Origin of the sequence: Erwinia persicina (assembly GCF_014838825.1) — a bacterium.
Lineage (GTDB): Bacteria > Pseudomonadota > Gammaproteobacteria > Enterobacterales > Enterobacteriaceae > Erwinia > Erwinia persicina_A.
The window spans coordinates 666,022-687,929 of the sequence record NZ_JACYMO010000001.1; the positions used below are offsets into that span (position 1 = coordinate 666,022).

Genomic DNA, 21,908 nt, shown 5'->3' on the forward strand with positions numbered 1-21,908 from the left:
TAGCGGGCCAGAGGAGGTGTTCGTCTTTTTTTTAAGCATATCGGGGCTGAGAACAGCCCCATCTGTATTGCTAGAAGGTTTCCCAGTGATCCCCGGTGGCAGCAGGTGCCGCCAGCTTCGGCGCAGCAGAGGCGCTCAGTGCGGGCCGTTTCAGCACAGCCGCCGGTATGGTTTTCTGTTGACTGAGGCGGAACACGGCCACGGCCTGGGTCAGCCGACTGGCCTGATCTTCCAGCGACGCGGCAGCGGAAGCTGACTCCTCCACCAGAGCGGCATTCTGCTGGGTGACGCGGTCCATCTCGTTAACGGCCGTGCCAACCTGGTCGATACCGCGGCTCTGCTCGTCGCTGGCGGAGGCGATTTCGCCCATGATGTCGGTGACGCGGGTCACCGCGCTGACGATATCATTCATGGTCTCTCCGGCGCTTTCCACCAGCACCGAACCGGTATTCACCCGCGAGACAGAATCCTCAATCAGGCCCTTAATTTCTTTTGCCGCCTGGGCACTGCGACCAGCGAGGTTGCGCACTTCCCCGGCCACCACCGCAAAACCACGGCCCTGCTCACCGGCGCGGGCGGCTTCCACCGCCGCGTTCAGTGCCAGGATATTGGTCTGGAAGGCAATACCGTCGATTACGCTGATAATATCGGCGATTTTCTTCGAACTGCCGGCGATGTCACTCATGGTTTTCACCACACCATCCACCACTTTCCCGCCCTTCTGCGCGGTCTCCGAGGCGCTGAGGGCCAGCTGAGAGGCCTGGCGGGCATTTTCGGCGTTCTGTTTCACCGTGGCGGTCAGCTGCTCCATGCTGGCGGCAGTTTCCTGCAGCGCCGAGGCCTGCTGTTCGGTACGGGAGGATAGGTCGTTATTCCCGGCGGAGATTTCGCTGGCCCCGGTATAGATGGCGTCAGAACCGTCGCGCACCACGCTGACCGTTCGGATCAGCTCCTCCTGCATATGCTGCAGGCTGGCCGCCAGCTGGGCCATTTCATTACGCCCTTCCACAGCAATGGGACGCGTCAGATCGCCGCTGGCGATGCGGCGGATATGCTCAATACTGGTTTGCAGCGGACGCAGCAGGATATGGCGAATGCCGCTCCATACACCGGTAATCACTAATAGCGACACCACCAGAGCAAGGCCGAGGATCCAGATCGCCTGCCCGTAAGCGCGCAGGTTTTCTTCTGCCCCCGCAGCGGCCTGTGCGTCATTATTCGTCAGCCAGGCATCATAGGCATGAGCAAAACCATCCTGATAGCCCTGGGTCGGTTGATCAAAGAACTCATTAATTTTCCCGGCGTTCATCAGCTGGATCAGTTCGCTCAGCGCCGAGTGGAGGATGTCATAATTTTTCTGGATAGCCAGTACGTTGTCGGCCGTTTTGCCCTGTTCTGACAGGCGGGAATGCCACAGTGCATAATTTTTTTCTGCCAGGGTCAACTGCCCCTGAGCCTCGCTCAGCAGCTGCTTCACCGCCTCGCTGATCCCTTCACGGTTAGCATCCAGGGTATAGCGGATCCCCGATCGATTGAGCGTGTTACGCGCCTGAATCAGCGCGATCCATGACTGGTTGAGTGCGGACTGTTGCAGACGAAGCTGCTGGGAGACGGCGAAGTTGTCTTTATCGCCTTTCAGGGCCTGGAAGAACAAGCCCCCTGTGATGAGCTGTAATGAACCGAAAAACACCAGCACCAGAATCAAACTGGTGACGACCTTCATACGCTTAAACATAATGTTCCTTATTAAACAGTTGACGCTGCTGTTATCGGCAGGCGGCTGCGGATCTTTATGTGGTCGCGTTGCGGTTAAGGTAGTCAGTTATCTGGCAGAGAGAGGCATGAAACCCTCCGTTATCCTTTCTCTCCCCGCATATTGCCAGGGTAATCCACCGTGCGGGGCGGCCGCCGAACGGGCCGCCCTCTGCGGTTCAACGGGTGGTCAGAAGGTTTCCCAGTGACTGTCAGACGCGGCAGCAGCGGCGGCCTGCGGCTTACCGACGGTGACAGGTTTCAGTACTGGCCGCTTCAGCGGGGCCGGAGCCACGCTTCCCTGGCGGGCAATGCGGAAGACGGCGACGGCCTGAGTCAGTCGGCTGGCCTGATCTTCCAGGGAAGCGGCTGCCGAGGCAGACTCTTCAACCAGTGAGGCATTCTGCTGGGTGACGCGGTCCATTTCAGTCACTGCCGTGCCGACCTGGTCAATACCGCGGCTCTGTTCGTCGCTGGCGGACGCAATCTCGCCCATGATGTCGGTCACGCGGCTGACCGCGTTGACGATATCCGTCATGGTTTCACCGGCGGTACCCACCAGCACTGACCCGCTGTCCACGCGTGCCACAGAATCTTCAATCAGGCTCTTGATCTCTTTCGCTGCCTGGGCGCTGCGCTGGGCAAGATTGCGGACTTCACCCGCGACCACTGCAAATCCACGGCCCTGCTCACCGGCGCGGGCAGCTTCTACCGCCGCGTTCAGCGCCAGAATATTGGTCTGGAAAGCAATTCCGTCAATCACGCTGGTAATATCAGCAATCTTCTTCGAACTGCCCGCGATGTCATTCATGGTTTTCACCACGCCATCGACCACCTGGCCACCCTTACGGGCCGTCACCGACGCGTTCAGCGCCAGCTGCGAGGCCTGACGGGCATTTTCCGCATTCTGTTTTACCGTCGCGGTCAGCTGTTCCATGCTGGCAGCGGTCTGCTCCAGCGAGGCCGCCTGCTCTTCGGTACGCGCGGAGAGATCATTGTTACCGGCGGCAATTTCACTGGCCCCGGTATAAATCGCATCGGAGCCGTCGCGCACGACGCTGACCGTTTTCACCAGCGCCTGCTGCATATCATGCAGGCTGGACGCCAGCTGGGTCATTTCATTGCGCCCGCTGATTTCAATGTGCTTCGTCAGGTCGCCTTCAGCAATGTTACGGATGTGGCCAATGGTGGCTTGCAGCGGACGGATCAGGATGTTACGCAGGCCAAACCAGCACAGCACAATCAGGGCCATCACCAGCACCATCACGGCACCGATGGTCCACAGCATATGCACGTAAGCCTGCTGGTTCTGCACGGCTCCTTTGGCACTCAGTTCATTTTGCAGATTACGCCATTCGGTATAGACGCCCTGCATGGCGATCTGCTTCTTCTCGATGTTCTGTTTGAACATCGCATCCAGCTGCTTGTTCTCCATCTGCCCGGTCATCACTTCCAGCGCCTGAACGTAATCAGCATAGCGCTGCTGGAGGCGTTCGGTCAGCTGTGGATCGATGCCCGGCGTCGGCGGGGTTGCCTGGAACGCATCATACGATTTCTGCGCGGCAATCAGCTGCTGTTTGGCCTGTGCGCTCAGCGTGGCGAGGGACGCGCTGCTGCCGCTGTTGGCGGCTTCGCTCTGGATCCGCAACATGCCGCGGTTCAGCGTGATACGCGTCTGGTTGAGCGTCACCCAGGCATCGGTAAACAGGGAGACATTATCATTGGCCGTTTTGGACACGGCAAAGCTGTTTTTATCGTGGGTGAGCGCGTTGATAAACAGGCCGCCGGCGGCCAGCTGGAGAATGCCGAAGATCAACAGCACCAGAATCAGACTGGTAACGACTTTAATACGCGAAAACATAGGTAACCTTTGGTGTAATTTATGGAATAACACTGGGGGTATCGGTCGGGAGACGGCGATCTTTATGTTGTGAAGGGTTAATTAACTAAAAGAGGCAGAGACGCGAATTTTCCTCCTTTTTTGGGACTGACTCCGCCTATACACCCTGTATTTACAGGGACAAAAAGGTGCATTTAACAGCATCGCAGAGCATATTTTCACCCTGTCACGAAACCTCAGACCACACTCAGATATCAACGGAATAAAACAGGAGAAGACAAATACAGCAAGGAGGGGGTCAGGGAGAGGTCTGTTCTTTCGGTGTTAAGGTCAGTGACAAAAGGGATGAGGATAATAAAAGGGCGGATCGTCGATCCGCCCTTCTCGCTACTACGCGCTGCGCAGTGTATCCATCAGCGCCATCTCTTCGCTACTTAACAGCTTCTCGATATCGACAAGGATCAGCATACGCTCACCGAGCGCACCCAGACCGGTCAGATATTCGGTCGACATGGTGACGGCGAACTCCGGGGAAGGCCGGATCTGATCCTGCGTCAGGGACAGTACGTCAGACACGCCATCCACGACGATGCCCACCACGCGCTGTTCCAGATTCAGCACAATGACCACGGTGTTGTCGTTATAGACCACACCCGGCTGTGCGAACTTGATGCGCAGGTCAATAATCGGCACGATCACACCGCGCAGGTTAGTCACACCCTTAATAAACGCCGGGGTGTTAGCAATACGCGTCACCTGATCGTACCCGCGGATCTCCTGAACTTTCAGGATATCAATACCGTATTCTTCGTCACCCAGCGTAAACACCAGGAACTCCTGACCCACGGTTTCGCCGGCGAGTTTAGTGACAGTGGCCATTCCAGTCATAATTCTACCCTTAATCAGTTATTGTCAGGCTGCGGCTCCCGCCACACGCTTTTCACGGTTCAGAGACTGCAGTGCAGAGACATCCACAATCAGCGCTACGCTGCCATCACCCAGGATGGTAGCGGCGGAGATGCCCGGCACTTTGCGATAGTTGCTTTCCAGGTTTTTCACTACCACCTGGTGCTGACCAATCAGCTGATCGACCAGCAGCGCATAGCGTTTCCCGGCGCTCTGCAGGATGACAACAATCCCCTGCGTGGCTTCGGTTTTGGCCCCCTGGACCTCAAAGACGTTCCACAGCTCAACCAGCGGCAGATATTCACCGCGGACTTCCAGCACGCGTTCACCGCCTGCCAGTGCTTTCAGGTCATCTGCCAGTGGCTGCAGGGATTCCATCACGGCATTCAGCGGCAGGATAAACACTTCGTTTGCCACGCGTACGGACATCCCGTCAAGGATTGCCAGCGTCAGCGGCAGCAGGATGCGGATCGTCGTGCCTTTACCCTGTCGGGACGCGATTTCAACGTGCCCACCCATCTCCTGGATATTACGTTTCACCACGTCCATGCCAACGCCACGGCCGGAGACGTCCGTAACCTGCTCGGCGGTCGAAAAGCCCGGCGCGAAGATCAGCATGCCGACTTCTTCATCGCTCATGGATTCGCTAACCGGCAGCCCGGAAGAAAGCGCTTTCGCCAGAATACGTTCGCGGTTCAGGCCGGCCCCGTCATCGGTAACTTCGATGCAGATATTGCCGCCCTGATGTTCCGCAGACAGCGTCAGATTCCCGACCGCATGTTTCCCTGCCGCCTGACGTTTTTCCGGCGTTTCAATACCGTGGTCAAGGCTGTTACGCACCAGGTGCGTTAACGGGTCGATAATGCGTTCGATCAGGCTCTTGTCCAGTTCGGTCGAGCTGCCCATCAGGGTCAGTTCCACTTCTTTACCCAGCTTGCTGGCCAGGTCACGCACCAGACGCGGGAAACGGCTGAAAACGTATTCCATCGGCATCATACGAATCGACATGACCGATTCCTGCAGATCGCGGGCGTTACGCTCCAGCTGTCCCATGCTGTTCAGCAGCTCGCCGTGGTTAACCGGATCAAGTTCACCCGAACGCTGCGCCAGCATCGACTGGGTGATCACCAGTTCGCCGACCAGGTTAATCAGCTGATCGACCTTCTCTACCGCGACGCGGATACTGGTCGACTCACTGACTTTGGGATTAGCCGCTTTCTTCGCAGGTTCACGCTTAAGCTGAACCACATCGCTGACGGCAGCCAGCTCAGGTTCCGCGGCGACCTCCATCTCTGCTTCAGCCTCAACAGCAGGTGCGTCGGCCATCGCGGTGGCGATATCCACCACATCGGCCTGCGGGAAGTGGATCTGTGATTCATCAATCACAAAGCACAGCACCGCAACGATATCGTCTTTACCGACGGAGGAGTCCAGCGTGGCTTCCAGGAAGTCTGCGCCTTTTACCGCATCAGAAACCGTACCCAGATTACCCAGCTCTTCCAGCATCAGGTCGGCTTCGTTCGCCTTCAGCGCTGTCAGCTTAATACGCAGACCGTTGGAAGCAACGGAAGCCGTTCCTCCCGCAGGCACCGCAGAAATTTCAGACACCGGGGCTTCACCTTTCGCTTCCAGCGCCAGCTGGCGCAGAGCCTGACAAATGTAGGCGAACGTAGCGGCATCGGGCTCTGAGGCGGTTTTATACGCATCCAGCTGTTCCTGCATAATATCTTTGGTTTCCAAAAACAGGTTGATGATATCGGTACTGAGCTGCATTTCGCCGCGGCGCGCACCGTCAAGAATGTTTTCCAGAATATGCGTGGTTTCCTGTAACACAGTAAAACCAAAGGTACCCGCCCCGCCTTTAATCGAGTGGGCCGCACGGAAGATAGCGTTAAGCTGTTCCGAATCTGGTTCCTGCGGGTCAAGACCCAACAGGTGTTGTTCCATGTCCGCCAACAATTCATCGGCTTCATCAAAGAACGTCTGGTAAAAATCGCTGATATCCATGCTCACGGTATCACCTCGGCTGTGAGTCGCGATCGGTCTGGGTCGTTGGTGCCGGTGCGGCCGGTAACGAGGTTACCGGTGCAGCAGTACTGACAGACTCAGCCTGTGATTGTTGAGGGTCTTGGTTATTTGTGGCTGTGGAAGGAACTTCCGGCGCCGCTATCTGTTTAAGGCTACTTGCATCATTAATCTGTACCGCATCACTTTCGGCATTTTCCCGCTCAATCTGAGCTTCAGTGTCGTGGTTCAACACCAGCAGACTGATGCGTCGATTTACCGAGTCGTTTCCGCCGCGATTTTTCAGTTTCATGGTGTCAGACATGCCCACCACGCGCAGCATCTTGCCACCGTCCAGCCCTCCCAGGACCAACTCGCGCCGCGACGCATTGGCGCGGTCAGCAGAGAGTTCCCAGTTACTGTAGCCACGGTCGCCCCCGGCATACTGAAAATCATCGGTATGGCCCGCCAGGCTGATCCGGTTCGGAATATCATTCAGAATCGGGGCAATGGCGCGCAAAATATCGCGCATATAGGGTTCAACCTCTGCGCTACCGGTTTTAAACATCGGTCGGTTCTGGCTGTCGATAATCTGAATACGCAGCCCCTCTTCAACCATATTAATAATCAGGTGTGGACGCAGCGCCCGCAGACGGGGATCGGCTTCAATCAGCTGATCCAGCTTTTCACGCAGGCGGTTCAGACGAATCTCCTCCAGCTTGCGTTTCTGCGCATCCATATCGACAACTTTATGCACTTCACCACTCTTTTCCGTCGGGTCCTGGCCACCGCCAGGGATCGGGCTTGAGCTGTCACTGCTGCGCTGCCCGCCGGTTAACGCCACTTTCAGTGGCGTCTTAAAGTAATCGGCAATCTGAATCAATTGTTGAGGACTAGAGATAGAAATCAGCCACATCACCATAAAAAAAGCCATCATGGCCGTCATAAAGTCGGCGTAGGCGATTTTCCATGAACCGTGCGAGCCGGCATGTTTATTCGACTTTTTCCGCTTTACCAGCACAATGGGGTGATTGTTATGCTTCATGCGTCTTGGTCCGAAGTCTGCTTAGTGGATTTCGCATTACGGACATGCTCCTCCAGCTCGGTAAACGACGGTCGGTCGGTCGAATACAACGTCTTACGACCAAACTCCACCGCAATCTGCGGGGCATAACCGTTGAGGCTGGAAAGCAGCGTGACCTTAATGCACTGCATCATCTTGGTGTTCTCTGCACACTTCTGGCGTAATACCCCCGCCAGCGGAGAGATAAAACCGTACGCCAGCAAAATCCCGAGGAAGGTTCCCACCATGGCGTTCGCAATCAACGCACCCAGCTCTGCCGCGGGTCGGTCTGCAGACGCCAGGGTATGGATGACCCCCATTACCGCAGCAACAATCCCGAAGGCCGGAAGGGAATCCCCCATGGTGGCCAGTGCCGTTGCCGGCACATCACACTCGTGTTCGTAGGTTTCGATCTCTTCATCCATCAACGCTTCAATCTCAAAGGCATTCATATTGCCGCTGACCATCAGGCGTAAATAGTCGGTAATAAAGTCCACTAATCTTTTATCGGCAAGAATGCGCGGGTAATTAGCGAAAATCTCACTTTCCTGTGGATTTTCGATATCCCGCTCCAGCGACAGCATGCCCTGCTGACGTGATTTCGCCATCAGGCGATACAGCAGAGCCATCAGATCCATATACACGGCTTTGTTATATTTCGAGCCGCGCATCAGCAGGGGTAACGCTTTTACCGTCGCTTTAATCGCCTTGCCGTTATTACCGACGATAAATGCGCCAATGCCCGATCCGACAATGATCAGCACTTCTGAGGGTTGGTATAACGCGCCGAGGTGGCCGCCGACCATTGCGAAGCCGCCTAACACCGACCCGAGGACAAGGATGTAACCCAATATAATCAGCACGAAAAATCCTTACGCTGTAAACGTGTGGGTGGGTGAAAGCCAGATTATTCAGGTAGGGACACCAGGCGTGGGCAAAAAAAAAGCAGCGGTCAAAGACCGCTGCTGGATTCACTCCACGTGGCGAACACTATTAAACGGCTTGTTTAACCTGTTCATCCAGCAGTTGTGAATTGTTATCGGCAGTTTCTGCGATAAGTTTACGTCTTTTTACCGCCCGGGATGGGGGCTGGCAAAGGCTGCAGGTAAAGCTGCCGACGGGCTGATGGGCGTGATTAATAAAGCTTCCGCCACAGCACTTACAGCCAGTTAATTCCAGCATTCCACTTTCAACAAACCGGACCAGGGTCCAGGCGCGTGTCAGCGCTAATAGTGGGCCCTCGTCCTGTTGTGGGCACTGCTCCAGGTAGAGGCGGTACGCTTTAATCACGGCCTCAACCCCGGTGCATAACCCGGTTTTCACCAGGAACTGCCAGGCATTACAGAACATAGAAGCATGGATATTCTGCTCCCACGTCATAAACCAGTCGGTAGAGAACGGCAGCATTCCTTTTGGAGGTGGGCTACCGCGTAACTCTTTATACAGTTTGATTAAGCGGCCGCGGCTTAACTGCGTTTCGCTTTCGAGCATCTGCAGGCGGGCACCCAATGTAATGAGTTCCATCGCCAACTGAATGTCGCGTGCTTCCTGAACGATACTTTTCTCACTCATCAGCTTGCCGCCCTCTTTTTCGGTTCTGCATCTTTCGATACATCACGTAATAAACGGCTGGAGAGCAGAATTCCCGTATGGATCTGCTGCAGGTCGTCCACGCGTGATTCCTGAGTTAAACGGCTAATTGATTTGTGATCGTTGAAACGGAACTGACACACCAGTTGATTGGTTTCTGCCAGCTTGACCATTTCAGGCAACGTCAGACCTGCAAGAGCATCGGCCATTGGCTCATCGATACCCAGGCGGAACATTGCAGAGGCTTTTTCCTGGTTAATTAAACGTTGTGCGAGTAATAAATAAGACAAATTGATGTCGTAAATATGTTTGAGTAATTCTGATGTACCCATTTTTTTTTCCATCCTGACTGACACTACTTTTAACGTGTGCGGCTTAAGCCGCTACCATGGTTGCTGGTTGGTAAATCTAAAGATGGCAAAAAATTAGTGGCAAACGCCAAACGTATAAATAAGCTGTCTTGTTTTCGGTGAACCAAGCCAGGAAATAATCATGAATTCATTTTGCCAGTGGCCATTCCTGAGCCATCTCATCCCTGACTTCTTCCGTGACTTCTTGTTACATTCTTTTAGGACTATTCCTAAAACAACGCAACTCTATCCCCTCTGATCGCGACATACAACGAGAGCCAAGCCAAATTTTAGATAAAGTGTGACGCAGGTCACACTTTTAAGGCAAATAATTCCCAAAAACCCATCAGTAACGCTGTTGATTAGCTCACTAACTAATCATTATGCTCATTTTTTGTAAATTTCACCCCGTGAGCAACCATTAGCCAGGCAAAACAACCTCAGATGGAACATTAAAGCGAAGCCAAGCGGTCGCCTGACGAGTTGATAGAGAATAATAATAACTTAAGCGTATTTTTGCAGAGTTTTATGCTAATTAATGGCGTGGGGAAGGCAGTAAGGATTAGTTACTCACGGTGAATATTTGACCACTACATGAAGGCAGAAATGTGACACAGCTCAGGTTTTTTAAAGGAAGTGATAACGGTTTGTAAGCAGTTCACCCCTTATGTTTAGGGTCTGCCAGAAGATGTAAACAGCCGTTACATAAGCGATATGAATGAATAGGTGGAAACACTAGGAATAACCTTATGATTATCGACAACCCGCGTAGAATCTTTAGCGAAAAGTAGATTTATTTGATTTTCTGTGGTCCGGGTGTCTGTTTTTTCGACAATTAACCGCATAAATTACGTAGAGACGATGAAGGATGGTTAAGCGGGGCGGGAAAAAAACAGGGGGCGACGCCCCCTTTCAGTTGCCTTTCTTATTTATACTGGACCGCCTGATCAGGCGAGTTTCGGGAAAGCGGCCACATTATTCTCCTTTTCAATGGCCCTCCCCTGAATCGGCAGCGCCTGCAGGTCCTGCAGGTAGCTTTCCCGCCAGTGGGCGATGTCGTTCTGGCGCAGCACGTTCATCATGTCGTTATAGCGGGAGATACGTTCCGTGCGTGACATGGTCAGCGCCTGATTCAGTGCAGCGGCTACCTCATCGCGATCGTAAGGGTTAACAATCAGCGCCGACGTCAGTTCGTTAGCCGCCCCGGCGAAGCGTGACAGCACCAGCACGCCAGGATCGTCCGGGTCCTGTGCAGCGACATACTCTTTTGCCACCAGATTCATGCCATCACGCAGCGGGGTCACCAGGCCGATATCCGTCAGCCGGAAAATCTTCATCAGCAGACGGCGATCAAAATGCTGATTCAGATAGTACAGCGGCGTCCAGCCCAGCGTGCCGTACTTGCCGTTGATCCGCCCGGCTTCCGTTTCCAACTGATGACGAATATCCTGATAGGCCTGCACGTCACCGCGCGACGTCGGGGCAATCTGTGAATAACGGATTTTGCCGCGATGCTCCGGGTAGTTCTCCAGCAACGCTTCGTAGGCAAGAAAGCGCTCCGGCAATCCCTTCGAGTAGTCCAGACGCTCACAGGCGATGATATTTTTTGCATCACCGAGATCTTTTTTCATCGCCACCATCTTCGGCGGCAGCGGCCCTTCTGCCATCTCTTTGATGCTGTCGGGCTCGATCCCTATCGGATAGACCTCCGTAGTGAAGCGATTGCCGAATGCCCGGTGCTGTTTACCCTCACTGTTCAGCGTGGTCTGCAGTGCCACACACTCAAGGAACGCCATACGATCGCTTTCCGTCTGGAAGCCCAGCAGATCGTAATCACACATCATTTCCAGCAGATCGGCATGAGGCGGCAGTGCGTTGAAAATCTCTGGCGTCGGGAAGGGAATATGCAGGAAGAATCCAATACGGTTATTCACCCCCAGCTTGCGCAGTTCAGCGGCAAACGGCAGCAGATGATAATCATGGATCCACAGCACATCGTCTTCCTGCAGCAGCGGTACCAGACGCTGGGCCAGCTGCGTATTCACGCGCTGATAGCCATCCCAGGCCTCACGCTGGAAATTGACCAGGTCAAGACGATAGTGGAAAGCAGGCCACAGCACGGCATTGGAGAACTGCAGGTAATAGAGGTCATAATCGTTCTGGTTCAGACCGAAAGAGGCATAGGTGATGCCGTCCTGCTCCAGCATACTGAGCTCTTCTTCATCTTCACCAATTTCAGTGATATCTCCATTCCAGCCGTACCACACGCCCCCGGTAGTCTTCAACGCGTCGACGATCCCGACGGTGAGCCCTCCTGCACTGGCCTTACTGCCATCCGGGATAGCAATACGGTTAGATACGACAACTAAGCGACTCATAACCTTAACTCCTTACTGACGTTATCACGTCTTCATCTAGTTTTATTCGTGCCTGTTCCAGCCAGTGATACACGGCGGCAACATCGCTGAGATGGCCCTGCGCTGCGCTGGTTCCGGCACCGACTTTAATTGATATGCCCTCCATGGCATTGACCACGTTAAACCCTGCCTCGTCGGTCAAATCATCTCCCAGAAAGACCGGAACGCGTCCGGCAAAAGGAGGGTGCTGCATAAATTCTTCAATGGCCGCGCCTTTGTTCACGCCGCGCGGCTTCAGTTCGACCACGCATTTACCCGGCTGTTGCACCAGTTCAGGAAAGCGCGCCACCAGCGAGTCGGCCAGCTGCTCCACGGCCTGCTGGTGCTGGGGGGCCTGTCGGTAGTGCAGGGCAAACGCCATGCCTTTACTTTCCAACTGGGTGCCCGGCAGTACCGCCATGGCCGTGTTCAGCGCCTGACTTAGCGCGGTCACGGTGGCAGGTTGCAGGCGGAGACGTGTGATCTGCCCTTCGCTGTCGCGTCGCTCCGCACCGTGAACACCGGCCATCGGCAGTACCAGCGGGGACGCCAGCGCATCCAGTTGTTCAATCGGACGACCGGAGATCAGTGCCACGGCCCCCTCGCAGCGCTGTGCCAGCCGGTTGAGGTTATCCAGCACCTGTGCCGGAATAGAGACCTCATCAGGGCGTGGCTTAATCGCTGCCAGGGTGCCGTCCACGTCGAAGAAAAAGGCATAGCGGGTGGCCGCCAGCAGGGGGGGAACGAAATCTGTTTGGGTTGTCACACATTCCTCCTGAGTTAACGATCGGGAGATGCTGCTGACAATGAGGGGGACAGCGGTCGTCTGACGAGCGGCGGTGGTGTTAAGCCTGTCGTCAGACGTAGTCGAGGGCAGCAGTACGGCGGCGTCAGCCCTCAGTGCAGACAACATCAGCCTAAAGTATAGCGGGGTTTCCAGAACCTGCCAGAAATCATGCGCTAACTGGCTGCTGCCACAGAGAATTCACATCAATATCCGGCCAGTGGTTGGCCTCTTCCGGGCCGATAATATGATCTTCACAGTAGAGACTGGCGAGATCGATAATATGTGGCGTCAGCCGCTTCCCGCTGTTCAGTGAAAAGAAAACGCAGATTTTAGGCTGCAGTAACGAGTGCTCCCCGGGTTCCGTCACCACCCCGAGCCGCCCGGAGGAGAGGCGGACCAGCGATCCGACCGGATAGATACCGACGGCTTTCACAAACGCGTAGAGCAGTTTACGGTCAAAATGCCCGGGCCAGCTGGCCATCTGGTGCATGGCGCTGGCCGGATTCCACCCTGCCTTGTAGGGCCGGTCGGAGGTTACGGCATCGTAGACGTCGCAGATCGCGGCCATCCGCGACAGCAGGGTAATCGCCCCGGCGCGCAATCCATGGGGATATCCGCTGCCGTTCACCTTTTCATGATGATGCATAGCAACATCCTGCAGGTCATCTTCGGCTCCGCTGCGCCGTAAAATCTCTGCACCGGCCACCGGGTGATACTTCATCAGATCGAACTCCTCCTCCGTCAGCCTGCCGGGTTTATTCAGGATGGCCAGCGGAATCGCCGCTTTACCGACGTCATGAAGCAGACCTGCCATTCCCGCCCTTTTCTTCTGCGCTTCGTCCAGTTCCAGCTGATCGGCCAGTGACAGCATCAGCGCACACACCGCTACCGAGTGAAGATAGGTGTAATCGTCATGGGACTTCAGGCGCACCACGCTGAGTAGCGCCGCCGGATGACGATTAAGCGAACCGGCAATATCGTTCACCAGCGGAACGGTGCTTCGCGCATCAATCGTCTTCCCGAGCCGGGCATCGCCAAACATGGTCATCACCGGGCCCCTGGCCGCCAGACAGATTTTTTGCGCCTGGGCCATTTCGCTGTGCATGGTCACTGCACTGTCTGCGTCTGCAGACGGCGAAACGTACGCGACCGCGTGGTCAGGATCTGACGGTGGTGTCCCCTCCTCCGCCATGATGCACAGCTCAGGGGACCGTCCGCGAGACAGGTCAATCCATACCTCGCGCACGCCGCTTTCCTGAATGGCCCGCACCTGGCGCGTCTCGGTCAGCAGCATCTCATTGTGTACCAGCGGATGCTTAAGCCAGAACACGTCCAGCTTGTGCAAAAACATCCCTGTCTGCAGTTCATTCACTGCAATACTGATGATCATCCGGTTCTCCCCCTGACAGTATGAATTCCATTCCCTGATCACTATCGGCAGATGATCAAAAAACCTGCGGGATGCTGACGTGAAACGGCGGATTATCGGCCTGCATTGACGCCAGATGTGCCCACGGTCACGTCTTCAGAACGGATGTGTGGCCCGGATAAGGCGGTGGAATACCGCGCCAGCGTGCCGGTTCGGCTGACAGAAACTGAATAAAGCAGACGAAACTTCACCGTCACGTTCGGAGCCGTCTGGAATCGGGGAAAAATCGCTGATGGAAGCCACAGGCTGCGCGCTGATGCGCTACATTGCCTGAACACCAGGGCGGCGGTCTGACGGACGCGCCGTCATTTTTCTCAGGGGGCCTGATACCAATGTTAGACATGATGATAAAAAGAAAACGCCAGCGCCGGCATACGGAAGATCGCTACCTGGCGCTGGTGCTGGCCACCAGCGCCGGACTGCTGAATGCGATGGCGCTGGGGGCCTTTGGCATTTTTCCGTCCCATATGTCAGGGAATACCTCGCAGCTCTCCTCGGAGGTGTCCAGCGTGGATATCCGCGATATGACGTTTCTGCTGTCCATGATCGTTGCGTTTGTCAGCGGCTGCGTCAGCGCACGCCTGCTGGTGATTGTCGGTATCCGGCAAAATATACGCACCATCTTCAGTCTTATCCTGCTGGTGGAGGGGATTCTGCTGATAGCGATGTCAGCCTTTGAACTGCTGTACTACTCTTCAGCTAATAACCGTGAAGTGATCGTCTTCCTCGGGTTTTTAATGGGGATCCATAACGCCACTTCTACTCAGCTCTCCAATGGACGCGTGCGTTCCACCCATATTACCGGCACGCTGACGGATGCGGGCATTGCGCTCGGCTCTTTACTGGCCGTGCTCTTCCGCCACGACCCGTCAAAACAGGTCAGCGCGCAGCGCAAACAGTTTATCACCCACCTGATCACCATCTTTTCCTTCCTGACCGGCGGCATCGCGGGCCTGATGCTGTTTAATCAGTTTGGTTTCGGTTCCATGATTGCCGTCGGCGCATTTCTGGTGATCATTGCCCTTGGCGCGGTGGCGCTTACCGTTAAGCTGGCGCGCGGCTGATCCCTGTTATGACGCGGCTCTTTTCGGAGCTGCGTCATAAAATAACAATTTGATCTGACCCAATGTGACATTTTCGTTGCGTAAGTAAACCCGCTCAATAACTATAGGTAGAACGTTCTACTAAAACGTTCTACTTGCACCACACCTGCCCTTTTACTCTTAAAACTCTGTCCCAGCGGGAGACACTATGCGTTTTTTTACCGGGTTCTTTAAATCGCTTTCCAGATTATCAATGATTGGCCGTGCGCTGATGTTGCCGATCTCACTGCTGCCAGCGGCGGGCCTGCTGCTGGCGTTCGGGGATAAGTTTCATCTGCCACTGATGATGAATGCCGGCGGTGTGATCTTTGATAACCTGCCGCTGCTTTTTGCCGTCGGCTCTGCCGTCGGCCTGGCGTCTGAATCCGGCATTGCCGCTCTGGCCGCCACCGTGTCCGTCCTGATCACCAATATGACCATCGGCACCGTGATGCAAATCACCCCGGAAATGGCGGCCAGCGGTGGGAAATACGCGATGGTTATCGGCATTCCCACCTTACAGATGGGGGTGTTCGGCGGGCTGATTTGTGGCGTGCTGGCGGCCTGGTGCTATAACCGTTTTCATACACTGCAGCTGCCTGAGTTTCTCGGCTTCTTCTCTGGTAAACGCTTTGTCGCCATTGCCACCGCCTTCCTCTCTTTCCTGCTCGGGCTGGTACTGCCACACATCTGGCAGCATATTCAGGCCGGCATTGATGCGCTGTCGGTGGTGGTGAACGGCGATAATCAGGCGCTGTCGACCTTTATCTTCGGTCTGGTCGAGCGTGCGCTGATCCCTCTTGGGCTGCACCACATCTGGTACCCCTCTTTCTGGTACTCCTTCGGTGACTACACCACCCAGGCCGGACAGGTTATTCACGGCGATCAGACCATCTGGTTCAAAATGCTGGAAGAAGGCACCAAATCCTTTAGCAGCAATACCTACCAGAACGCCGGTAAGTTTATGCAGGGTGAGTTCCCGCTGATGCTCTTCGCCCTGCCAGCCGCCTGTCTGGCGATGTACCATGAAGCCAACACCAAAAACAAAAAAATCGCTTCAGGTATCCTGTTTTCGGCGGCGCTGACCTGCTTCCTGACCGGGATCACAGAGCCGGTAGAGTTCACCTTTATCTTTGTGGCACCGATCCTGTATGTCTTTAACGCCATCATGGCGGGCCTCTCCTATATGTGCATGTACCTGCTGGATGCGCATATTGCCAAGTCATTTTCTGCCGGGTTGATCGACTATATCTCGTTTGGCATCCTGCCTTCCTTTAACGGCTTCCAGACTCACTATCTCAGCGCGGTGATCGTGGGCGTGCCGATGGCGGCCATCTACTACGTCGTGTTCCGCTTTGTGATCCGCCGCTTTGACGTTAAAACACCGGGGCGCACAGATATCACGGCGAATGCCGGTGACAAAAGCGATGCAGAGCTGGCCAGCGAGATCACCGGTCTGCTGGGTGGCAGTCATAATATCAGCAGCGTGGGTGCCTGCATCACGCGCCTGCGGCTGGAAGTTGAAAACAGTGAACTGGTGGACAAAGACGGGCTTTACCACCTCGGCGCACGCGGGGTGGTGTTTGTCGGGGATAATGGCATCCAGATAATCTTCGGGGCCAGAGCACAGTTTATTGCGCAACAGATGGCCCCAGTGACCGGGCGCTAGCTGGCACAAATTATCGTCTCCTGTATGCTACGGGAGACGATTTTTTTACAAGGAATACAATGAAGAAGGTCAGCATTGTTGATGTGGCAAAACAGGCCGGTGTTTCCGTTTCCACGGTGTCGCTGGTGCTGCGCCAAAAAGGGAAGATCTCAACGCAGACCATTGAAAAGGTCCAGGCCGCTATCGCTGAACTGGGCTACGTACACAACGTGGCCGCAGCTAACCTGCGTGCCAGCACCTCAAATCTGATTGGCCTGATTGTCCGCGACTTCAGCGACACCTTTAACCTGAGAGTGATCACCAGCATTGTCCAGGCGCTGGAGCAGCAGGGTTATATGGTTTTTCTGGCCCATCCCCAGGATGATGAGGCGCGGCTGGAACAGTGTCTGCTCTCGTTCACCCGTCAGGGGGTTGCCGGGGTGATCTACCTGACCAGCAGCGTTACCCGGCAAACCCTGCCCGGGGCGGTTCGCCACTGTGCGCTGCCGCTGGTGACCGTTTCTCAGGCGATGATCGAGGGGCAGTACGATCTGGTAATGCGCGACAACCGCCAGGCCGCTGCGCAGGCGACCCGCTATCTGATCGAGCGCGGCCACCGTAATATCGCCTATATCGGCGGTGAGGAAAACGACCTGATCCGCGACCAGCGGCTGGCGGGCTACCGTATGGCCCTGCAGCATTATGGTCTGGTCTATAAGGAAGAGTTCACACCCGCCTGCCGGGAGGAGACAGATGCAGCACGCCTGGCAACCCGGCGACTATTGGAGAGCAATAATAAGATCACCGCCCTGCTGTGCCACTCTTCTCATGCGATCATTGGCTGCCTGAACGGTATTCATCAGGTGGGTCGTACCGTCGGCAAAGACGTGTTTCTGACTCAGCAGGTCTCGCTGCTCGGGTTCGAAGATATGTTGCAGATCAACCTCAGCTCCCCTTCCTTTACCTATGTGTCGTCGGCCAGCGATGAAACCGGCCGCCAGGCCGCCGCGCTGATCCTGCGTAAAATCGGGCAGAACGCGCTCCCACCCCAGCGCATAGTGGTGTCGGGTGAGCTGGTGCTGAGAGAGTCCGGCTAGACGCTTACAGCCGTCCGGTATTCACCCGTTTGCCAATGTCCTTCAGCTGGGAGTACTTCTCCAGCAGCTGCGGACCATCGTCCAGGCTCATGGCAAACATCCACATATAGGTCATTACCGAATAGATATGTCCGGCGTCGGTCCCTCCGCTGCGGGCCATGTGCATCAGGGTCAGGCCAAACAGCAGCGCTACCATCACGCCAATCGACAAATAGCCCAGCGCTTCGCGATCGGACAGGCGGATGCGCAGCCCTGCCAGCACGCGGTAGTGTCGGATCAGCGAAGGGGTGTTGGCATGGCTGACAAAACGCACTTCCCGCTCCAGGCGGTTATTCAGTCGTCCAAACAGGCGCTCATTTTTATTCGTATAGCTGCGCAGGAAAAATGAGAAAAACAGCAGAATGACCAGGCAGGCCACCCCCGTCCAGAATTCGATAACCAGCAGCATCACCGCCGCCCCACTGATTGACGCCACGCTGGTGATCAGTACCGGCAGGTGTTTTTCAAAGAAGTCGACGAATTCACGCGACAGCGCCACGCGCGCCGCAATAGTGGAGTGGGTATGCCGATCCTCCCGCTGCTGCAGGATCACCGGCACCGCCAGTTCGGCATAAATACGCGCAAAGGTGCGGGTATCCACGCTGCGCCTGGCCGCGCCGATCGCCCACATTACCATCACCATCAGGGCATACAGCAGGGCGTGCAGCGGCTGGGCATTCAGCGTGGCATTAATGGCAAAACCCGCCAGCAGGGGATAAAGCAGATAGGTTACATTTTCGGCCACCACCAGCAGTAAGGTGATGACCAGTTTACGACTGTGGCGGCGACCCAGCCTTTTCAGGGTGGCGACGGCACTGCCGGCAACCGCGACGGTTTCCGGTAATTTACAGGTTTGCATGAGGCTCATTTCTGGTAGGATTGCGTTTGAGCGGTTGCTCAAAACTGAAATCCAGTCTATTTGAGCGCTTGCTCAAAGTCAACGCAGGGCAAATGATGAAAGAAACCCGGGAAGCGCTGAAAGCCAGAATTCTGCAGGGCGCGATCGCGCTGTTTATGGAAAAAGGCATTGAAAAAGTGACCACACGCGAGCTGACCGAGCACCTTGGCATCTCACGCAGCCACATCTACCATTATTTCCGCGACTGGGAAATGCTGAGTAAAGAGGCGATGGCCCTCTACTTACAGCAGGATCGGGAAGCGTTTGCCGCCAGCATCACAGGCCTGACGGCAGAACAGCGGCTGACCGCGTTTGTTGCTGGTTATCTGCCTGCCGCAGCCGATGCCGCCTGGCAGCTTTACAGTTCGCTGTGGCAGCTGGCCATTCACGATGGTGAGTGGGCCGCGATCGCCCAGTCGATGATGGAACAGTGGCACCGCCTGCTGGGCAGCATTATCCACCAGGGTATTGAGGATCGGGCTTTTTTCAGCCCGGCACCGGAGCGGGTGACGCGCCAGCTGAGCGCCATGCTCAACGGCTATGCCGACCAGCTGATTGTCTCCCCCAACCCAGAGGCTCATCAGGCAGTGATGCAGGATATTGAGGCCTTTATCGCTCTGGCCCTGAGAACCTCACCCGCCCGCTAGCGCTCATTGCGCTAACCCGCCCCGGCTGCCGTTCGCTATACTCGACTTTTTAACCACTCCCCATCAGAGGAAGACCCGTGATCAAATTCAGCGTACTTTACCCGCGCCAGCCAGGCGCTCATTTCGACCATGACTATTATCGCGACGTCCATCTGCCGCTGATCCAGTCACGCATGGGCGCTGCCTGTCAGCAGTATGAAATTGATACGCCGCTCGACAGCAATATGCCGTATATCGCGGCCTGCCATATTTACTGCCCGGACAGGGCGACATTCGACAAAGTGATAGCAGAACATGGTGCAGAGTTTGCAGCGGATGTGGCTAATTTTACTAATGTGGAGTCGCAGAAGCTGGTGTCTGAAGTGTTACGCGTTAATTAAAGCGCAGCGGGCAGCCGGGTGTTCACCTCCGCTGCCCACCGTGGCGTGTGCCGGGCTGGACCGGTGTCCCGGCCAGCCCACCCCCCTCAGGAAAGGATATTCTTCTCGGCCAGATCCAGAGCGAAATAGCTGAAAATAATATCGGCTCCGGCCCGTTTAATCGACCCCAGGCTTTCCAGCGCGACGTCAATCTCACTGATGGCTCCCGCCTGCGCACCAAATTTAATCATCGCATACTCCCCGCTCACCTGATACGCCGCCAGCGGAAGCTGAGTGCGCTCACGCACGTCGCGCAGAATATCCAGGTATGCGCCTGCCGGTTTCACCATCAGCGCATCCGCCCCTTCCGCTTCGTCGATCAGTGACTCGCGAATGGCTTCGCGGCGGTTCATCGGGTTCATCTGGTAAGTTTTCCGATCGCCCTTCAGCGAGGTGCCAGCGGCTTCACGGAACGGGCCATAGAAGGAGGAAGCAAACTTGGTGGAGTAGGACATGATTGCCGTGTCGGTAAAGCCTGCGGCATCCAGCGCGTGGCGGATCGCCGCGACCTGACCATCCATTGCCGCTGACGGGGCAATAAAGTCGGCACCCGCTGCAGCGGCAACCACTGCCTGACGGCCAAGGTTAATCAGCGTGGCATCATTATCCACCCCGTGGTCGTGCAGCACGCCGCAGTGGCCGTGGCTGGTATATTCACAGAAACAGGTGTCGGACATCACGATCATTTCCGGCACGGTTTCCTTGCAGATGCGCGACATGCGCGCCACCAGCCCGTTCTCATTCCAGGTGTCACTGCCGTCTGCATCGGTATGGTGAGAGATGCCAAAGGTCATCACCGACCGCACACCCGCTCTGGCAATGCGCTCAATTTCATATGCCAGACGTTTTTCAGGGATGCGCATCACCCCCGGCATGGCGGCGATAGGCTTATAGTCATCAAGTCCTTCCTCAACAAAGATCGGCAGAGCCAGATCGTTCAGGCTGAGGGAACTTTCCTGAAACAGGGAGCGGAGAGATGCAGACTGACGCAGGCGTCGTGGGCGCTGGACTGGAGAATAGCTGGACAAAACAACCTCTGTTTAGCGGGTCATACACCGGTCAACGGCACCGGCGATGATAAATATGAATAGTGCGCTAACAGTATACCTCCGGGCGCAGGATGACAATGCCTGCGCGATACCGGCAGCCCTCCCCGGCACAGAATGATTCATTTTTCGCGGTTGCACGCACAGGACTCACTTGAAAGCGCGCCGCAGATAGCGCTTTATAAGGGGGACTTTTTCTTTTTATCCATAAGGAAACCCCATGTCTGAACACGCGACGTTAACCTTCGTCACCCTGCTGGGCAGCCTGCGCAAGGCCTCCCTGAATGCCGTTGTCGCCAGTAACCTGCCCACGCTGGCACCCGAAGGCGTTGAGATCCACGCCCTGGGGTCGGTTGCCGACTTCCCCCATTACGACGCCGATATTCAGGCCGAAGGCTTCCCGCCTGCCGTGCTGGCAATGGGTAAAGCGATTGCGGCTGCGGACGGAGTGATTATTGTCACGCCGGAATATAACTACTCCGTACCCGGCGCGCTAAAAAACGCCATCGACTGGCTGTCACGTCTGCCGGACAACCCGTTTGCCGATAAACCCGTGGCGATCCAGAGTGCCTCACCGGGGATGATTGGCGGTGCGCGCGCCCAGTATCACCTGCGGCAGAGCCTGGTTTTCCTGAATGCACGGGTGCTGAACAAGCCGGAGATTATGATCGGTCAGGCCACCAGCCGGATTGATGCAGACAGTGCTACCGTCACCGATGAAAGTACCCGTCAGCACCTGACGGCGCAGCTGGCCGCCCTGGCTCAGGAAGCCCGCCGCTAATTTCCCCTCCGGCAGGCAGGCAGGCAGGCAACAGCCTGCCGGAGCGAATACCCGCCCCCGCCTTATTTTTCTGTACGCCGCTGCACTCGCGCACATATCTCCCCATTATCAGTAATAAGTTATCTATCCTGTAC

The 21,908-nt window shown here is 55.8% G+C and carries 19 protein-coding genes; 6 read left to right on the top strand and 13 right to left on the bottom strand.

Annotation, left to right across the window (positions count from 1 at the left end; translation table 11 throughout):
• Positions 1 to 70: 70 nt before the first annotated feature.
• From IFU29_RS03110 to IFU29_RS03160, 11 genes are all read right to left on the bottom strand, one after another.
• On the bottom strand, positions 71 to 1,735 hold the full coding sequence (locus IFU29_RS03110; protein ID WP_191932615.1) for a methyl-accepting chemotaxis protein: 1,665 nt from the start codon (positions 1,733 to 1,735) through the stop codon (positions 71 to 73).
• A gap of 207 nt (positions 1,736 to 1,942) precedes the next feature.
• Positions 1,943 to 3,613, bottom strand: coding sequence for a methyl-accepting chemotaxis protein (locus tag IFU29_RS03115; RefSeq protein ID WP_191932616.1), 1,671 nt, complete (start codon positions 3,611 to 3,613; stop codon positions 1,943 to 1,945).
• A 369-nt stretch (positions 3,614 to 3,982) separates the two neighbouring features.
• Positions 3,983 to 4,480 carry a chemotaxis protein CheW gene (cheW, locus tag IFU29_RS03120; RefSeq protein ID WP_062746338.1) on the bottom strand — a complete coding sequence of 166 codons (498 nt, stop codon included), beginning with the start codon at positions 4,478 to 4,480 and terminating at the stop codon, positions 3,983 to 3,985.
• Between the two features lie 24 nt (positions 4,481 to 4,504).
• Positions 4,505 to 6,505 carry a chemotaxis protein CheA gene (gene cheA, locus IFU29_RS03125; protein ID WP_191933107.1) on the bottom strand — a complete coding sequence of 667 codons (2,001 nt, stop codon included), beginning with the start codon at positions 6,503 to 6,505 and terminating at the stop codon, positions 4,505 to 4,507.
• Between the two features lie 10 nt (positions 6,506 to 6,515).
• The gene (gene motB, locus IFU29_RS03130; protein ID WP_191932617.1) at positions 6,516 to 7,547 is read right to left on the bottom strand and encodes a flagellar motor protein MotB; all 1,032 of its coding nucleotides are present in this window, start codon (positions 7,545 to 7,547) and stop codon (positions 6,516 to 6,518) included.
• Positions 7,544 to 8,428 (bottom strand): flagellar motor stator protein MotA, encoded by an 885-nt coding sequence (gene motA / locus IFU29_RS03135; protein ID WP_062746345.1) that lies wholly within the window; start codon positions 8,426 to 8,428, stop codon positions 7,544 to 7,546. The genes motB and motA overlap by 4 nt, the downstream gene beginning before the upstream one ends.
• A 130-nt stretch (positions 8,429 to 8,558) precedes the next feature.
• Positions 8,559 to 9,137 (bottom strand): flagellar transcriptional regulator FlhC, encoded by a 579-nt coding sequence (gene flhC, locus IFU29_RS03140; protein ID WP_191932618.1) that lies wholly within the window; start codon positions 9,135 to 9,137, stop codon positions 8,559 to 8,561.
• Positions 9,137 to 9,487 (bottom strand): flagellar transcriptional regulator FlhD, encoded by a 351-nt coding sequence (gene flhD, locus IFU29_RS03145; protein ID WP_191932619.1) that lies wholly within the window; start codon positions 9,485 to 9,487, stop codon positions 9,137 to 9,139. The genes flhC and flhD overlap by 1 nt, the downstream gene beginning before the upstream one ends.
• A gap of 965 nt (positions 9,488 to 10,452) precedes the next feature.
• Positions 10,453 to 11,883 (bottom strand): alpha,alpha-trehalose-phosphate synthase, encoded by a 1,431-nt coding sequence (gene otsA / locus IFU29_RS03150; protein ID WP_191932620.1) that lies wholly within the window; start codon positions 11,881 to 11,883, stop codon positions 10,453 to 10,455.
• 4 nt (positions 11,884 to 11,887) lie between these two features.
• Positions 11,888 to 12,667 carry a trehalose-phosphatase gene (gene otsB / locus IFU29_RS03155; protein WP_191932621.1) on the bottom strand — a complete coding sequence of 260 codons (780 nt, stop codon included), beginning with the start codon at positions 12,665 to 12,667 and terminating at the stop codon, positions 11,888 to 11,890.
• A gap of 187 nt (positions 12,668 to 12,854) precedes the next feature.
• Positions 12,855 to 14,078, bottom strand: coding sequence for an HD-GYP domain-containing protein (locus IFU29_RS03160; RefSeq protein WP_191932622.1), 1,224 nt, complete (start codon positions 14,076 to 14,078; stop codon positions 12,855 to 12,857).
• 371 nt (positions 14,079 to 14,449) lie between these two features.
• Here IFU29_RS03160 and IFU29_RS03165 point away from each other — a divergent pair, with 371 nt between their 5' ends.
• From IFU29_RS03165 to malI, 3 genes are all read left to right on the top strand, one after another.
• Positions 14,450 to 15,181 (top strand): YoaK family protein, encoded by a 732-nt coding sequence (locus IFU29_RS03165; RefSeq protein ID WP_191932623.1) that lies wholly within the window; start codon positions 14,450 to 14,452, stop codon positions 15,179 to 15,181.
• 187 nt (positions 15,182 to 15,368) lie between these two features.
• Positions 15,369 to 16,868 carry a PTS transporter subunit EIIC gene (locus IFU29_RS03170; RefSeq protein WP_191932624.1) on the top strand — a complete coding sequence of 500 codons (1,500 nt, stop codon included), beginning with the start codon at positions 15,369 to 15,371 and terminating at the stop codon, positions 16,866 to 16,868.
• A gap of 59 nt (positions 16,869 to 16,927) precedes the next feature.
• Entirely contained in the window at positions 16,928 to 17,944 is a 1,017-nt protein-coding gene (malI, locus tag IFU29_RS03175; RefSeq protein WP_191932625.1) for a Mal regulon transcriptional regulator MalI, read from the top strand.
• 4 nt (positions 17,945 to 17,948) lie between these two features.
• On the opposite strand, the gene IFU29_RS03180 is transcribed toward malI, so the two are convergent.
• Positions 17,949 to 18,842, bottom strand: coding sequence for an ABC transporter six-transmembrane domain-containing protein (locus tag IFU29_RS03180; protein WP_191932626.1), 894 nt, complete (start codon positions 18,840 to 18,842; stop codon positions 17,949 to 17,951).
• A gap of 92 nt (positions 18,843 to 18,934) precedes the next feature.
• On the opposite strand from IFU29_RS03180, the gene IFU29_RS03185 reads away from it, so the two are divergent.
• The gene (locus IFU29_RS03185; RefSeq protein WP_244633608.1) at positions 18,935 to 19,528 is read left to right on the top strand and encodes a TetR/AcrR family transcriptional regulator; all 594 of its coding nucleotides are present in this window, start codon (positions 18,935 to 18,937) and stop codon (positions 19,526 to 19,528) included.
• A 77-nt stretch (positions 19,529 to 19,605) separates the two neighbouring features.
• Positions 19,606 to 19,908: an EthD family reductase gene (locus IFU29_RS03190; protein ID WP_191932627.1), complete on the top strand. Its 303-nt coding sequence runs from the start codon at positions 19,606 to 19,608 to the stop codon at positions 19,906 to 19,908.
• A gap of 86 nt (positions 19,909 to 19,994) precedes the next feature.
• On the opposite strand, the gene hemB is transcribed toward IFU29_RS03190, so the two are convergent.
• Positions 19,995 to 20,975 (bottom strand): porphobilinogen synthase, encoded by a 981-nt coding sequence (gene hemB, locus IFU29_RS03195; RefSeq protein WP_191932628.1) that lies wholly within the window; start codon positions 20,973 to 20,975, stop codon positions 19,995 to 19,997.
• Between the two features lie 238 nt (positions 20,976 to 21,213).
• On the opposite strand from hemB, the gene IFU29_RS03200 reads away from it, so the two are divergent.
• Positions 21,214 to 21,774 (top strand): NADPH-dependent FMN reductase, encoded by a 561-nt coding sequence (locus tag IFU29_RS03200; protein WP_191932629.1) that lies wholly within the window; start codon positions 21,214 to 21,216, stop codon positions 21,772 to 21,774.
• The last annotated feature ends 134 nt before the right edge of the window (positions 21,775 to 21,908 follow it).

Excerpts from the sequence above, each read along its gene's own strand:
- motB (WP_191932617.1), bottom strand. The coding sequence starts at position 7,547 with ATGAAGCATAACAATCACCCCATTGTGCTGGTAAAGCGGAAAAAGTCG.
- flhC (WP_191932618.1), bottom strand. The coding sequence starts at position 9,137 with ATGAGTGAGAAAAGTATCGTTCAGGAAGCACGCGACATTCAGTTGGCG.
- flhD (WP_191932619.1), bottom strand. The coding sequence starts at position 9,487 with ATGGGTACATCAGAATTACTCAAACATATTTACGACATCAATTTGTCT.
- otsA (WP_191932620.1), bottom strand. The coding sequence starts at position 11,883 with ATGAGTCGCTTAGTTGTCGTATCTAACCGTATTGCTATCCCGGATGGC.
- IFU29_RS03200 (WP_191932629.1), top strand. The coding sequence starts at position 21,214 with ATGTCTGAACACGCGACGTTAACCTTCGTCACCCTGCTGGGCAGCCTG.
- cheW (WP_062746338.1), bottom strand. The coding sequence starts at position 4,480 with ATGACTGGAATGGCCACTGTCACTAAACTCGCCGGCGAAACCGTGGGT.
- IFU29_RS03180 (WP_191932626.1), bottom strand. The coding sequence starts at position 18,842 with ATGCAAACCTGTAAATTACCGGAAACCGTCGCGGTTGCCGGCAGTGCC.
- IFU29_RS03110 (WP_191932615.1), bottom strand. The coding sequence starts at position 1,735 with ATGTTTAAGCGTATGAAGGTCGTCACCAGTTTGATTCTGGTGCTGGTG.
- IFU29_RS03115 (WP_191932616.1), bottom strand. The coding sequence starts at position 3,613 with ATGTTTTCGCGTATTAAAGTCGTTACCAGTCTGATTCTGGTGCTGTTG.
- IFU29_RS03170 (WP_191932624.1), top strand. The coding sequence starts at position 15,369 with ATGCGTTTTTTTACCGGGTTCTTTAAATCGCTTTCCAGATTATCAATG.
- IFU29_RS03165 (WP_191932623.1), top strand. The coding sequence starts at position 14,450 with ATGTTAGACATGATGATAAAAAGAAAACGCCAGCGCCGGCATACGGAA.
- IFU29_RS03160 (WP_191932622.1), bottom strand. The coding sequence starts at position 14,078 with ATGATCATCAGTATTGCAGTGAATGAACTGCAGACAGGGATGTTTTTG.
- malI (WP_191932625.1), top strand. The coding sequence starts at position 16,928 with ATGAAGAAGGTCAGCATTGTTGATGTGGCAAAACAGGCCGGTGTTTCC.
- cheA (WP_191933107.1), bottom strand. The coding sequence starts at position 6,505 with ATGGATATCAGCGATTTTTACCAGACGTTCTTTGATGAAGCCGATGAA.
- IFU29_RS03185 (WP_244633608.1), top strand. The coding sequence starts at position 18,935 with ATGATGAAAGAAACCCGGGAAGCGCTGAAAGCCAGAATTCTGCAGGGC.